Origin of the sequence: Enterococcus sp. C57, assembly GCF_040887305.1 — a bacterium.
Lineage (GTDB): Bacteria > Bacillota > Bacilli > Lactobacillales > Enterococcaceae > Enterococcus_B > Enterococcus_B hirae.
In genome coordinates this window covers 281781-296279 of sequence record NZ_JBFOFP010000001.1, presented here as the reverse complement: position 1 = coordinate 296279, position 14499 = coordinate 281781, and the positions used below count along the sequence as shown (strand labels likewise).

Annotated in this window: 16 protein-coding genes and 1 tRNA gene; 4 read left to right on the top strand and 13 right to left on the bottom strand. The window is 37.4% G+C overall.

What is annotated here, in order from left to right; translation table 11 throughout:
• Nucleotide 1 precedes the first annotated feature (1 nt).
• Nucleotides 2-442, top strand: coding sequence for a flavodoxin (locus AB5M32_RS01360; protein WP_010719752.1), 441 nt, complete (start codon nucleotides 2-4; stop codon nucleotides 440-442).
• A 189-nt stretch (nucleotides 443-631) separates the two neighbouring features.
• Here AB5M32_RS01360 and AB5M32_RS01355 read toward each other — a convergent pair whose 3' ends face one another.
• Nucleotides 632-1201, bottom strand: coding sequence for a TetR/AcrR family transcriptional regulator (locus AB5M32_RS01355; RefSeq protein ID WP_178286542.1), 570 nt, complete (start codon nucleotides 1199-1201; stop codon nucleotides 632-634).
• Between the two features lie 258 nt (nucleotides 1202-1459).
• Here AB5M32_RS01355 and AB5M32_RS01350 point away from each other — a divergent pair, with 258 nt between their 5' ends.
• Both AB5M32_RS01350 and AB5M32_RS01345 read left to right on the top strand, forming a co-directional pair.
• The gene (locus tag AB5M32_RS01350; RefSeq protein WP_178286544.1) at nucleotides 1460-2692 is read left to right on the top strand and encodes an aminopeptidase; all 1233 of its coding nucleotides are present in this window, start codon (nucleotides 1460-1462) and stop codon (nucleotides 2690-2692) included.
• Between the two features lie 317 nt (nucleotides 2693-3009).
• Entirely contained in the window at nucleotides 3010-3405 is a 396-nt protein-coding gene (locus AB5M32_RS01345) for a hypothetical protein (RefSeq protein ID WP_081128588.1), read from the top strand.
• A 61-nt stretch (nucleotides 3406-3466) separates the two neighbouring features.
• Here AB5M32_RS01345 and AB5M32_RS01340 read toward each other — a convergent pair.
• A tRNA-Arg gene (locus AB5M32_RS01340) sits at nucleotides 3467-3540 on the bottom strand.
• Between the two features lie 152 nt (nucleotides 3541-3692).
• Between AB5M32_RS01340 and AB5M32_RS01335 the strand changes: the two genes are divergently transcribed.
• Nucleotides 3693-3857, top strand: a complete 165-nt coding sequence (locus AB5M32_RS01335; protein WP_010738186.1) for a hypothetical protein — start codon at nucleotides 3693-3695, stop codon at nucleotides 3855-3857.
• A 158-nt stretch (nucleotides 3858-4015) separates the two neighbouring features.
• Here the strand turns inward: AB5M32_RS01335 and AB5M32_RS01330 are convergent, their stop codons facing one another.
• From AB5M32_RS01330 to sfsA, 11 genes are all read right to left on the bottom strand, one after another.
• The gene (locus AB5M32_RS01330; protein ID WP_178286546.1) at nucleotides 4016-5197 is read right to left on the bottom strand and encodes an enhanced intracellular survival protein Eis; all 1182 of its coding nucleotides are present in this window, start codon (nucleotides 5195-5197) and stop codon (nucleotides 4016-4018) included.
• Between the two features lie 145 nt (nucleotides 5198-5342).
• A complete protein-coding gene (locus AB5M32_RS01325; RefSeq protein WP_178286548.1) occupies nucleotides 5343-5756 on the bottom strand; it encodes a DUF3284 domain-containing protein in 414 nt (137 codons plus the stop codon).
• Entirely contained in the window at nucleotides 5756-5938 is a 183-nt protein-coding gene (locus AB5M32_RS01320) for a DUF3188 domain-containing protein (protein ID WP_010719759.1), read from the bottom strand. Before AB5M32_RS01320 ends, AB5M32_RS01325 begins: the two co-directional genes overlap by 1 nt.
• A 27-nt stretch (nucleotides 5939-5965) precedes the next feature.
• Nucleotides 5966-6187, bottom strand: coding sequence for a hypothetical protein (locus AB5M32_RS01315; RefSeq protein ID WP_010719760.1), 222 nt, complete (start codon nucleotides 6185-6187; stop codon nucleotides 5966-5968).
• Nucleotides 6188-6250: 63 nt separating this feature from the next.
• Nucleotides 6251-7708: a PTS sugar transporter subunit IIC gene (locus AB5M32_RS01310; protein ID WP_178286550.1), complete on the bottom strand. Its 1458-nt coding sequence runs from the start codon at nucleotides 7706-7708 to the stop codon at nucleotides 6251-6253.
• Nucleotides 7709-7832: 124 nt separating this feature from the next.
• The gene (locus tag AB5M32_RS01305) at nucleotides 7833-8153 is read right to left on the bottom strand and encodes a PTS lactose/cellobiose transporter subunit IIA (protein WP_010719762.1); all 321 of its coding nucleotides are present in this window, start codon (nucleotides 8151-8153) and stop codon (nucleotides 7833-7835) included.
• Nucleotides 8154-8178: 25 nt separating this feature from the next.
• Entirely contained in the window at nucleotides 8179-8496 is a 318-nt protein-coding gene (locus tag AB5M32_RS01300; RefSeq protein WP_010719763.1) for a PTS sugar transporter subunit IIB, read from the bottom strand.
• Nucleotides 8497-8650: 154 nt separating this feature from the next.
• The gene (locus tag AB5M32_RS01295; RefSeq protein WP_063626774.1) at nucleotides 8651-11353 is read right to left on the bottom strand and encodes a sigma 54-interacting transcriptional regulator; all 2703 of its coding nucleotides are present in this window, start codon (nucleotides 11351-11353) and stop codon (nucleotides 8651-8653) included.
• 64 nt (nucleotides 11354-11417) lie between these two features.
• Nucleotides 11418-12707: a DEAD/DEAH box helicase gene (locus AB5M32_RS01290; protein ID WP_081128584.1), complete on the bottom strand. Its 1290-nt coding sequence runs from the start codon at nucleotides 12705-12707 to the stop codon at nucleotides 11418-11420.
• Between the two features lies 1 nt (nucleotide 12708).
• Nucleotides 12709-13722 (bottom strand): Gfo/Idh/MocA family protein, encoded by a 1014-nt coding sequence (locus tag AB5M32_RS01285; RefSeq protein WP_010738192.1) that lies wholly within the window; start codon nucleotides 13720-13722, stop codon nucleotides 12709-12711.
• Nucleotides 13723-13738: 16 nt separating this feature from the next.
• Nucleotides 13739-14467: a DNA/RNA nuclease SfsA gene (sfsA, locus tag AB5M32_RS01280; protein ID WP_178286552.1), complete on the bottom strand. Its 729-nt coding sequence runs from the start codon at nucleotides 14465-14467 to the stop codon at nucleotides 13739-13741.
• Nucleotides 14468-14499 lie beyond the last annotated feature (32 nt).

Genomic DNA, 14499 nt, shown 5'->3' with positions numbered 1-14499 from the left:
CATGGCTTTAGCAAAAATCGTTTACGCAAGTATGACTGGCAATACAGAAGAAATTGCTGATATCGTAGCAGAAGCTTTTGAAAATTTAGATATTGATGTTGAAATCAATGAGTGTACTCAAGTGGATGCAGATGAATTTGAGGATGCAGATATTTGTGTCGTCGCAACTTATACATACGATGATGGTGACTTACCAGATGAGATCGTAGACTTATATGAAGATTTACAAGAACTTGACTTGTCTGGAAAAATCTATGGCGTTTGTGGTTCTGGAGACACTTTTTATGATGAATTTTGTAAGTCCGTAGATGACTTCGATGCTGCCTTTGCGAAAACAGGAGCAGTCAAAGGAACAGAAAATGTTAAAGTTGATTTAAACGCTGAAGAAGAAGACATCGAAAAACTCGAAGCATTTGCTAAGGCGCTTGTTTCAAAATTATAGGCCAAAGCAGTCAGCTCACAGCTGAGAACTTTTGGCAAAACTTCAATTATTTGATAAAAAGAACGTGTGATGCTGGAGAGAGTTAGCATCACACGTTCTTTTTATCATGTTTTTAGAAGCTTTTTTAATTTCAAAAAATCAATGTGTATGTTTGAGAAAGACTTTCGAGAAATACTACAAGTAGTTTGTTTAATTCACTTGGATCGTTTCTTTCGTATTTAGCGTCGCATTGATGCTATCTTGGATCATTTTTTCAATTTGTTCCTTGGTCGGATGAATGATACTTGAAGACATCAGTGCCGCTAATCCTGTAGCGATGATCCAAATTGTGTTATGCAAAGACTCAATTTGTTCCGCAGATAGATCAGCATACTCTGGATCTTTCTTGACCCTCTCGACAAAATAATTATAAGAGAAGTTTTGCATCTCCCTTCCCCCACCATATTCTTCTAAGTACAGAGAACTGTATAATTTTTTCTCTCGATTGGCAAAATCAATATAGTTTACAGCTAAATCGATAATGGTATTTCCTGTATGTACAACTGGGAACACTTCATGCTTCAAGTACTCGTAAATCTGAGCAAATAAGGCTTGCTTCAGATCATCCATGTTTTTGAACTCAAGATAAATCGGTTGAGTCGAACAATTCATTTTATTTGCAATATTCCTTGCCGTAAATTTTGAAAATCCTTCTGTGGTAGCCACTTCAAAAGCGGCTGCCAAAATCTGATCTTTTGTGATCGTCTTTTTTCTTGCCATAATTTTTTAATCTCCTTGAAATTATTTATAACGCTTCCACCATTGATTAATTTAATTGTAACATGATTATTTTGTTATGCACAACTTGTTTTTTTATTTTTAAAAAATTACTTTAAAAACAATCAATTTTATAAATTCAAGACATCATTTAGAAGAACATCCATTTTTTTATTTTACGATTCTGGCAGATTGTCTCTAAAAGAATTAAATGTTATCATACAAATAGCTATTGGATGAAACATTAGGAGGAAATGGATTATGTTAGAAAATTTTAATGAGAACCTCGAAAAATATGCACGATTAATTGTTGAAACCGGCGTAAACGTCGAAAAAGACCATACAGTTGTTTTACAAATCAACGTCGATCAAGCCCCATTAGCTCGCTTGATCACCAAAGAAGCCTATCGTTTAGGTGCAGCTGAAGTGATCGTACAATGGACGGACGACGTGATCCAAAAAGAATTTCTTTCTTACGCTGCACAAGACCGTCTTGAAACTGTTCCACAATATAAAATTGATCAGACTGATGATTGGATCGCTAAAGGTGCTAGCCGAATCAGTGTTGTATCTGCCGATCCAGATGCTTTTGGTGGCGTAGATGGAAAACGAATCGCTACGTATCAAACTGCCGCTGGCAAAGCAATGATGAATCTAAGAAAAGCGACCCAAGCAAATAAAGTAAGCTGGACTGTAGTCGCTGCGGCTGGTAAACAATGGGCAGCTAAAGTTTTCCCAGATTTACCAGAAGAAGAACAACTGGATGCGTTATGGGATCAAATTTTTAAAACAACTCGTATTTACGAAGAAGATCCTGTACATGCTTGGAAAGAACATGATGAAAAATTAGCAAAAAAAGCCGATGAATTAAATCAAGAACAGTTTACTGCCCTGCACTATACTGCCCCTGGCACAGATATCGTCATTGGTCTACCAAAAAATCATCTTTGGGAAGGCGCAGGAAGTTACAACTCCCGTGGAGAAAAATTCATGGCAAATATGCCTACTGAAGAAGTGTTTACTGCACCTGATTACCGACGGATCGATGGTTATATCTCTAGTACAAAACCATTGAGCTATGCAGGTACGATCATCTCAGGGATGAAGTTTACTTTTGAAGCTGGAAAAGTCATTGATTTTTCTGCTGAACAAGGTCAAGAAGTATTGGAAACCTTGCTCAACACTGATGAAGGCGCACGCTCATTAGGAGAAGTAGCACTCGTTCCCGATCCTTCGCCAATTTCTCAATCGGGTATTATCTTTTACAATACTCTATTTGACGAAAACGCGTCGAATCACTTAGCTCTAGGATCTGCGTATGCCTTTAGTGTCGAAGGTGGTACTGAAATGACCGATGAAGAACTTGCGCAAGCTGGTCTTAACCGCAGCCAAACCCATGTTGATTTTATGGTTGGTTCTGACCAAATGAATATTGACGGTATCCGTGAAGACGGATCTACTGTTCCAGTATTTAGAAATGGTGACTGGGCTTAGTCTGATAAAACGATATAAAAAAAGAGGAGAAATCTTAAACGACCTCCAAAAGTTAGATTTTTGGTCTAACTTTTTGGGGTACTACAGACTTCTTCTCTTTTTTGTGATGATTATTTCTATTACAGACAACACTTTTCCCTGCTACTCACTGAAAGATGGTCGAATAAGCGATTTTTTGATGCTGTTGTTCAAGTTTTTTATAAAAATTATTTATACTATTTATCACGAAATTCTATTAATACATTTTCTATTTTTTGATAAGATTGACAAAAACAACATTTATTATTAAAAATTAGAAAAAATGATGGAGAGATAGTATGCCATTTATTGTTTATTTTTTTGTCTTACTATTAACGCTTTATATCCCTCTGCCGACTGTATTATTATTTTTTCATCGTTTAGCTAACCAACATGATATGCTCACGACTATTCACAAATTCATTTTGCTATTTTTGGTTTGTTTAGATTATCGATTCAGTTTCTACTGTATTTATCAATGTAAAATAAAGAAACAATACTACTTGTACCTTATCTTGATTAATATTATCGAATTAGGCATCCATTTTTATTTACTGGTCAAATACCAAACAGTTTGCTTAACTATCATCACTTTGAGCCAATTATTATTGCTTATTTGCATGTTTACTTTTCCTTTATCAAAAAAATTTAGAAAAGCTGTCTTTCATTCACCAGAAAAATCGAATGTAGCGTAGAAATCTATTTCGATACTACACAAACAAAAAAACCTGAACCACAACGGTTACAGGTTTTTAACGTTCCTGACTGGAATTGAACCAGCGACCTATCGCTTAGGAGGCGATTGCTCTATCCTACTGAGCTACAGGAACAAGTTCTCAATAGTATTATTTTAGCTTGTTTAAGGAGCACATGCAAGCTTCTCTTAGAAAAATCATTTTTCTTCCTAAGCAAAACGTTTCCACTAGCTTTTGACGAGTGATAAAATAGAATTATCCAACAAGTGATGAGGGAGGTTTTATTTATGAATGACAAACCAAAAGAAGAAATATACGCTGAACGCTTTGATGCTTCTAAAAAAGAACGAGAACAACTGTCAAAAGAAGCCATAAAACAGCATGAAGATGAAAAACCTCAGAAAAAAGAAAGTCGCAAATTCAAGTTTACTAAAAAAGAAGATTTGCTGTAGAGAAATGAGATAAATCAGTGGCAAAAAAGCAATCTGATTTTCAGAATGATATCGAAAAAATTTCAAAATAACTTTTTATACGATAACGCCCTCCAAGAATTCGTCGAAAACCTTGGAGGGCGTTATATGCGTTGAGCAACAAACATTTTACGTTCATTTTAAAAATAATCATTTAGAATAGGTTGCTGACTTGGAAAGCATGGCGCCATTTCTAATAGAGCTTCAGTTGACAATTGGATGTGATTGTAAAAAACAAGTTCTTCCATCTGACGATACCCCATTAATAATTGAGTCATGCGTTGAATGGTTCCACTGATGGTTGGTAATTTTGTTTCTGTTACTTTTTCAATTTTCACCTCTGCATTTAATACAGTGATCTCAAAGATCCCTTCATTCCACTGTGCGTAAGGATCTTCTGTTACCTCTAAAGCAAAAGTGAGCGCTTGTTTTTTGAAAGGATAGTCTTTCAAAAACAACTCAAGATCAACAATTCTGCCCATCATATATGGCGTGATCGTCATTTGGGCAAACGGATTTTTAAGCAAATAATTTTGATCACTACCTGAATAACCACAAGCATAGTCAAAAGAAGCAAACGCCCCACTATGGGAACTAACAAACCTCACTAATCCTTGAAAGGCTTCATGATTCAAATAGCCCCATTCCACTACTACAAATGTTGGTGCAGTTAACTGGTAAACCACATATCCCGCTGCTTGACCAGATTCATCGTAATACAGCGCATAATGATTTTCTGTCTTTTGCTTAAACTTATAAGTATACCACCAGTCTTCTCTACTTAATCCACCACGCTGATTCACTGGCATTTGTTTATAAATCATTTCTATGACTTCTTTTGCTTGTTCAAAAGTCACCCGTTTCATTTTGCCAGCCGTCTTTTTCACGTTCGGTACATCTCGACTATCCAATTGATAATTGATTTTATCAAACAATTGCTCATAACCGTAGCGACGATAAAATGGGTAAGAAAATGGAGCAAGATAAGAAAGACTTACTTTTCTTTCACGGCAATCTTTTAAGATTTTTTCCATGATTTGATTGATCCCGCCTTGTCCCCTAGCTTCAGGATAAGATGCTACATAACCGATTCCTGCCATTAAATACTGTTGTCCATAAAATTCAACAGAAAAAGGCGTCGCCATTACTTGGCTAGTGAGTTGCTCTTCCTCGTCAAAAAAACCATAATTCCATGAATTTTCAACGATCAGTTTGAATCGTTCACGTCTTGCAGGTGTATCCTGCGCATTAAATGCATAGGTTGCTAGTTCAAACATCGCTTCTTGATAAGCAACACCAAGTTCTTTTACTTCATTTGCCATTTTTGTTACCCCTTCCATCAAAAACAATAAAAAATTGTGTCAAGTTCAGTGATCCAACCATAGTCACTTTATCAAAATAAAAATGTTATTTCAATAAATCACTATTTAGCTGAATCAACTGCTTCTTGCCACAATTAGTTTTTTACTAGTAAGTTTCTTCGATCATTACTAACATTTTTTTGAAGCGACGTTTTTTAAAATACAACAACATCGTTCCTAAAATCATATCATTCAATTTTTGTAGCATCCCATATGATTGCATTTGTTCCGTATAACGTACTTCGCAGGTTTTATCATCTAACGCTTTGATTTGATAATGGACGACATAATCATTTTTTGTGGTAGATGTTCGAAATTTATACGATTGATTTTCAATAACTTCCTCGATCTTGATGCGAGCGCGGCTATTTTGTGAGAATTGTTTGACGTATTCAAGGTTTTTAAGTTGTTTACGAGTAACCGATTTTCCAGTCGCTTTACGTACATCAAAAAGGACAGAGTCCATCACTTTATCATAGAAAAAGGATGCTGGAATATTTAAAGTTTTAACGATTTCCATTAGCTATTTTTCCCCTTTGCTTCTTCTCTTTTTTTCCCTTTTAAAAAGAAATGTATACCTAAACCTGCCAGAAATAGTCCTGTAGCCATACTATACAAATCATAGTTTTGCGAACTAGGATTTAAACAATACAATACGATCAGTGAACCAATACTACATAAAAATAAGCCGTTTTTCATCATTTTGAACCCTTCCTATCTTACAACCAGTTAAACTGCTGTTGCTTGAAAATATAAAACAGTGCCCCATGGTTGTGCTTTGATTAATGCTTTTGCTTTTTGTGCTGCTGCTTCTTTATCTTGTGCGCTCGTCTCAAAAAACAATTTGATCCCTTGTTTTTCTTTAAATGTATATGAAAAGCCATCTTCATTGTAACCTTCTAATAACTCTTTGATAGCATCTTGTTGCATGGCACTTGCGATTGAAATCATTTTAGTTCCCCCTAGATTATTGTTTAGAGAGCAGAAGCAAAAAATGCTTCTGCTCATTGATTTTTATTGTTCGCCTGCTGCTGGATCCATCTTATTCGCTGAGATAACGAACGGTGCCCAGATCAAGAAAGTAACAACCATACATACTAATGTCACGATTGGCGCACGCCAGTCTGCTCCGGTAGCTAGGAACGAGAGTAAGAATGGTGGAACAACCCACACGACTGACTGCGATACTGGGGCGACCAAACCAAAGTAAGTTGCTCCCCAACCTATAGCTGTTGCAACAACAGGTGCTAATAAGAATGGGATGAACATGATAGCGTTCAATACAATCGGTAAACCAAACATAACTGGTTCATTGATATTGAAAATACCAGGTCCGATCGACAATTTAGCAACTGTCAAATAATCGGCACGTTTAGAAAGGAGTAAAATAGCAATCAATAGAACGATCGTACCACCAGAACCCCCGAACCAAGCGAAGGCATCAAAGGATCCACGAACCCACATATAAGCCTTACCATCTTCAATTGCATCTAAGACTGCAGGTGTTCCTGTTTTTCCATTGTAACCTTTTTGGAAAATATCGATATTGATCAATTGTGCTTGACCCCAAATTCCTTCTAAAACTGGAGCTAATACGTTTGGTCCATGAATACCAAAGAACCAGAAGATCTGAACAAAGACCGTAACGATCAATACAGCACCGATCCCTTGAGATAATCCCAAGAAAGGTTCAGCGATATATTTTTGAACTAAATCAATGATCAATTGTCCGTCAGCGATACGGCCAACGATATAATTAATAATAGCAATGACATATAAAGCGATCGTTGCTGGCAGAATTGCGGCAAAAGCCTTCGATACTGCTGGTGGTACAGAATCTGGCATTTTGATCGTAATGTTGGCTAACATTAATTTACAGAAAATAATGACAGAAATAGCACCCATGATCATGACTGTGAAATAAGAGTTTCCATTTAAATGATCAAGTTTTAGCCAACCCCAAAGACCAACGGATAAATTTCCATCCGCGATCGTTGCCCCTAATTCCGTTCCATTGATGGCATCAACGATATTTTGAGGAACATTGACGTTCAAAGCGGCTGACAATGAAGGTCCAAAAGAAATTCCTTGGATCAAAGTCGCCAGACCAACGATCCCTCCGGCTAGGTCATTGACCCCATAAGCTCTCGCAAGATTGTATCCCCAAGAAAAGGCAAAAATCAAGCCGGCAATTGCTAAAGTTCCATTCCATACAAATCCATTAATTCCAATAATAACATTTAATACTGCAAAAATTCCTTTGTCCGCTGCTAAACTGTCTGCATACGTACTATTAAATTGCTGTGGTAAATCTCGAATAATTGCATTGATCATTACAGCGACTGATCCCGCCATTGTTGCAGGTAAAGTACCGATAAAAGCGTCACGCAAAGCAACTAAATGTTTCTGCGCACCAATTTTTGCGGCAACCGGAAGGATGTATTTCTCCATCCAATTTGTTAATCCGTTCATTTTTATATCCTCCTATAAGTTGTTTATATAAAGAATTGCTTCCTCATACCAAATTAAAAAAATCCGTTCAAAATTTTTTCTTCTTCCGTTCAAAAAAGAAGGTTCTATTTTCGTTCATCTGTCTTTATTCGACATTGATTCTTCGGTAAAGTTCAATAAGTTCTTCTGCTAAATCAGTAAAAGCAATCGACGTCATTAAATGGTCTTGACTGTGTACGGTCAATAACGTGACCTGAACATGGTTTCCTTGTGCTTCTTGTGTCAACATTTGCGTCTGTGAATGATGGGCTTGGACTAATGATTCCTTTGCATCCATTATTTTTTGATCCGCTAACTCGAAATTACCTTTTTTAGCCGCAGAAATCGCTTCCATTGCATCGCTCTTGGCATTACCACCAAACATGATGAGTCCCATGATGGCTTCGAGATTTTGTTGATCTTCCACATTTTTTCCTCCATTTCCTATAGATTTATTGCATCAAATTTTCGGCTTGTTCTAGTACTTTTGCACCATTCATCATGCCGTAATCTTGCATATTGATTACATCTAGCGGAATCCCTTTCGGTGCTAATTTTTGCTCAAATTGAGCTTTCATAAACCGGACTTGAGGTCCTAAAAGTAAGACATCGACATTTTTTGCTTCAAGATTATTATCAGCGTCTGAAGCTGAAACAGCAAAAATATCTGCCTCCATTCCTTTTTCTTCTGCAGCTTTTTGCATTTTCGTAACTAGCAAACTTGTACTCATCCCCGCAGAGCATACTAACATAATCGTTTTTTTCGCCATTTTCTCCACTCCTTTTAATTTGTTTTACACATTTTTATAATGCAAGAAGCATGCCAAACAAAAAAAGAACCAAAATAGCGTTTTCATAGCCTTTGGTCCTTCTTTTCTGTGCGCACACTGGTGTTATCTGTGTAAAAAAATAGATTAGTGTGTTTTATTTTTTAATTTTATTTTCAATAAACATTTGCGTTAAGAAGGCAATCTCATTTTCTGGGATATTCACCTGATATTTCCGTTCCAATCCAATAAGATTCGTTCGAACGATGTCCATTTCTAAACGATAAATTTTTGAGAAAGTAGACAGATTCTCAAATTCTCGGGTCTTCTCATGCTTGATCAGTCCATCCAGTAAAAAGGCTAAATGAATCACGATCCCAATGTCTACTCCTGGCTCTACTATAATTGAGAGATCCGTTTGGATTTGCTGGATGTTTTTTTGTAAAGAATGGATCAAAAGCTCTACCGAAGAAATCGAATTTAAAGAATCTTTTAATGAATCAACGATTTTGGCAGTTGGAACTTCATCATCAGCGATCCGCTTGAGCATATTCAATTTCTCATCGTTGAAGACATCATACGCTGAGAAAAACGGAATATTTTGGTAATCCACATCTACCGTGCCCGCAATGGCTTTGATCTCATATTCTTCTAATAATGCATCAATGTGTCGCTTAAATGATTCTCGTTCTAAAAACTGCATTTGGATCACTTCGACCTTTTTTTGGTCGATTACAGGAACAATCCGCTGGTATAATTTAGCTGCTACACCTTCCCCAGTAAAACAAGTAACGATCACCGCTTTTTTACGTTCATAGGTTTCAGTTTGTTCTTCTTTGAATTGGTCCTTGACGATCGTTTCAAAGGAAATCTGGATACTTTGATAGATATCTTCCAAGCTCCGACCAACATTCGCCATCCGTAATGCCTCAATCACGATCATCGTACTACTCATTGTAATTGCTTTCGTTTTGATTCCAGTCTCTTCAAAAATCAAGTCACCAAAGGTATTTAAAGAACCCATATCCGTCAGTAAGATCAATCCATTCGTCAGACTTGCCTGACGATTTTGAACATAAGCCAGCACTTCTTCATACATCGTTTGGACTTCCATGGCTAACGGCATATTAAATGCTGTACCTAATTTCGTTCCTAATAATTCTTGCGCCATTTCCAACATACTTGAGGCGGTTTGTCTGCCGTGCATCAAAACTAAGACCTCAACTTTATTTTCTTTTACTGGTTCACTTTCGCCAAGATTAATGGAAAGAAACATACTGATAAAACCAATTTCGTCAAACGGAATTTCAATTTGTTGTTCTTCTTCAATGATCGTAGATAAATCAATGGCTACTTGAAATTCCTTTTTAAAATTTTTGCGTACGTTGTTGAGATCAGGATGAACAATCATGTGTCCTTCTTTGACCCGATCCAATGTACTTTGCAAATGAAGGGCAAAGGCAAATCGAGCTTTTTCATTGTAGATTCGATCCAACCTAGCTTCTGCAACATCGTATAACTCGTTGGTTAACCGCCAAATGTCATCTGGCAACAGATCTTTTGGAATCGTACTCTTTGTCAACTCTTTGACATAAGTTTGGAAATAAGCATCCACATCTTTCGAGATCAAAGTTTCTAAATCAATACTTTCGACACCCGTTTCTGATAAAGAAAGCATTTTTTCTTCGATATCATTATAGACCTGCATGTTTCGTTCTGGATCTTGTGACCAAACAACATCAGCAAAACCAGGCTCAAAAGTCAGGTATTGACTCTTACTATCCATAAAGCGATCCAAACGTTCAGGTACTTCTTTAATTTTCAACAACCCTTTTTGTACTTGGAGAGACAGTTCTTCTTTACGAATAATCAGTTTTTCTTCATTATGTGTCCGATAATGTAAAAATGACTTCGCACACACTAATTTCAAATCACGCTTGACTTGTCCGATATTTCCTTCTGCATCATAAAGCATAAATGCCAAAATGGCTTCTTTTTCGATATCAATACGTTGATTCAAACGATTGGCCTCTTGTTTGATAAATAAAGAAATGATTTCATAACGTTCATCTAATGAACGAGAAGCCAGATTTGGTAATGTGATTGCCATAGGAATTCGGCGATTAAAGGTTGTCAAAAAACTTTCGGATGACTCGGTGGTTGCTCCAATGATCTGAACAGATGCTTCATGGACGTGGGCGCTTTCTCCCAACGGACGATAGACCCCTTTATCAATAAAAGTAAACAACATTTCTTGTCCTTCTGGTGGTAAACGATGAATTTCATCAAGAAACAAGATCCCACCATTCGCTTTCGCAATCAACCCTTGACTATCTTGCGATGCCCCAGTATAAGCTCCTTTTTTGATTCCAAAAATATGTCCAAACAGTAACTGTGGATTCTGCGCATAATCCGCACAGTTAAATGAAACAAAAGGTGCATCTTCTGAGAGCATTTCAGAATCAATCGCAAAATGATACATACATTCTGCAAACATCGATTTACCCGTTCCTGTCTCACCAAAAATGATTGTATGCAATCCTCGAGGAGGATATAATATGGCTGCCTTAGCTTGCTGGATGCTTACTTTCAAAGAATCATTTTCACCAACTAGTGTATCAAACGTCACTTGGGTCGATGCATCAACGTGAACTTTGTCAGAGGCTGTTTTTTGCGGAGGCAATGAATAGACGACTGGTCTGCCGGAACTTTTGATAATATAGCGGTCTTTATAGAGATCGCTGAGATATCGACTTGCATTACTTCGATCGATTTTTAGATGTTTTGCCACATCACTTGCCGTCAATCCTTGCTGGTTCTCATGCAATAGATCCAATATTTCTTCTTGTCTTTCGTTCATACAATCCCCCACTATCCTCAAATAACGCTGATTGCGTTTTCAATATAATAACACAAAAAGGCGCTTATTTGCGCCTTGCTCCTTTATTTTTCTGCTTTTTTTGTTTGTTTTTAAGCTTTTTCTTTGGCGTACTATTTTTTTCAACTTGTTCTTTTTTCGAAGGACCAAATGGAGCAGTTTTTTTTGTGTTTTTGTCATTGGCTTCTTCTTTTTGTGATAGTTCTTTTTGTGGCAATTCTTTGACTAATTGTCCACCATGAAGAAAAATCTCTTCCATATCAATCGCCATATGACGTGTTAATTTTTTCAACTCTTTAACTGTATGATCTTGCACAAACGTGATCACGGTTCCGTCTTTCCCCATCCGTCCGGTTCGCCCTGAACGATGCAGATAAGCTTCTTCCGTTAAGGGAATTTCGGCATTCACAACATAAGGTAATTGTTCGATATCTAATCCTCTGGCTGCTACGTCAGTCGTGAACAACATCGTGATTTTTTTATTCTTGAATTGATCAAGTGCTGCTTTACGTAACAATTTATTTTGATCGGAAGCTAAGCTGCCAACTGAAACACCACGAAATTGTAATTTTTCTTCCATTGTCCCTAATTCATTGAGTTGGTTGAAAAAGACTAGTCCATGAAAATCTGTGACATAAGCAAGCCGTCTCAAATACTCTTCTTTTTTACGAGGTGGTATCCTTAAATAGTAATGTTGCTGACCTTTTCTAGAGTCATCGTCTTTTGTGACATCAACAACTGGGATGGAAGCCTTTGTGATTTCTTCAATTTTACTGATTGAGCGATCAGCTGTTGCTGAGAAGAATACTAATTGATAGTCCACAGGGGCTTGTCGCAAAATTTGTTCCACTAATGAACGATTCCCCTCATCAAACAATTGATCTGCTTCATCAAAAACAATCGTTTGCAACTGATGAGCTTTTAATTTTTTGGTCTTCATCAATTCCAGCACACGTCCAGGAGTCCCTACTAAGACTTCTGGTCGTTTTTTCAAACCTTCGATCTGCCTTTTGACGTTAGCTCCGCCCACAAGTGATTGGACTTTTAATGCCAATCCTTTTGACCACTCACGAGCCACTTCTGCGACTTGAATTGCTAATTCTTGTGAAGAAACAAGGATTAGTAAAGTACTGCCCCCCTCTTTAGGGACATTCAGCAGCAAAGGTAAAAGATAAGCTAATGTTTTGCCTGAGCCGGTTGGTGAAATACCAATAATTGATTCTTTTTCTTTAAGCGGTTGAAAAGCAGCCTGTTGGATCAGAGAGGGTGTTTGAAATCCCTTTTCCTGCCATTTTTCTTGCCAAGCTTGTGGAAAGTTTTTTACAAATTCATTCATTTTAAAAATCGTCCTCATTATCGGCATCAAATTTGATGCCACCATTTATTCTAAGATCGTAAACTACTTGGTTCACATTGCGAGCAAGTTCGATCCATTCTTCATATCGTAATCCCCAAGCTGGATCGTTTGGATGATTGATCACATTGGCAAAATCAGCTGCCTCTTCTGCCATGGGATTTTCAGCTGCGGTAATTGCTAATGCATCAATTTCCTGATGTTCTCGATCATGGAACTCTGCTTTTTCAATCGCATTGACCCCATTCATGACTAATGTTCCTGAATTAAAGTAGATTTCTGAAGGTAAGTAAGAATCACCGATTTTACCAGGTTGAATCGTGACATCAAAGGTCTCATAACGCAAGATCCCCCAACCTAATCCATCAACACCAGTTGAGATCTTTCGTGGGAAATAGTGAACTTCTGAAGGCATCCCAAACCATCCTATCGTAGCATAAACGAGATAAACGCCCAGATCCATCAGCGCACCACCAGAAAATCGGGTAGAGAAAATATTTGGTACTTCTCCTGCTAGTACTTGATCGTAACGAGAAGAATATTTCATATAACTAAAGTTGGCACCGAGGATCTCATCTTTCAATGGAAGATAGTCAGCAATTTTTTTGAATCCTGCTTCATGGATGTTTCGTGCAGCTTCAAAAAAATAAACATTTTTCTCATTCGCTAGATGAATGATCTCATCCATTTCTTTAGGCGTACTAAATGCCGGTTTTTCAACAATGACATTTTTTCCTGCTAAAATGCCTTGTTTTGCTTGTTGAAAATGCAGGCTGTTAGGCGAAGCAATGTATACCGTATCAAGATGTTCCAGACCAAAAAAAGTTTCTAAATCTGTCGCATAGGCAATATCTCCCTCATACTTGGCGCCAAATTCTTGTGCTTTTTCTAAATGTCTCGAATAAACTGCTGTTAATTCATATTGTTTCGTGCTTAATGCTGCTTGCACAAATTGATGGGTGATCCAGTTGGTACCAATAATTCCTAAATTGATCATTTCATTTACCTTCTTTCTATTTATTCGGGTCTTCAAACGATGCCTCTACATCAAATGGTATGGCTTGTTTCAAATTGACACAATCCGCTGTTACCTGACAATTATAGGCTAAAACATTCACGCCGTTTAACTGTCCGTAGCGTATGATATTGGCTAACTCCGGTTGCATTGCTTCGTTGATTGTTGCCAGATGAAGGTGTTCAAACTGTGCGATAAACAACACGTAAGTTTCATAGCCTTCCTGTCGCGCTTCCACTAATTCTTTCACATGTTTTAAACCTCGTAACGTTGGCGCATCAGGAAACGCCCCAATTCCTTTATTTTCTAAAGTCATTCCCTTTACTTCGACGAACACTTTTTTTCCTGAATCTGTTTCTAAATAAATATCAAATATGGACTGTCGATAGCGGACTTCACGCTTGAACTTAACGATTTTTCCGATCAACGATGGCAACTGGATTGTTCCAGATAAAATTCCTTCTAATGCCAAACGGTTGGGAAGTTGACTATCGATATTGAACCAGTTATCCCCTTTTTTCACAGCAATTAAATCATAATCTGTTTTCCGTTTTAAACTAGGTGTATATGCAACCGCTACTTTCGCTCCTGGGAGCAGGACTTCTTTACCTCTTCCAGTGTTTTTCACATGGGCTACAATCACTTCTCCTTGTTGGTTCAAGCAATGAGCGATGAAACGATTCGGTCGTTCAATAAAAAAAGCGATTTCTACTTGCTGGTACTTCAAAAACGGTCGCCTTTCTTCCTACCTATATATCC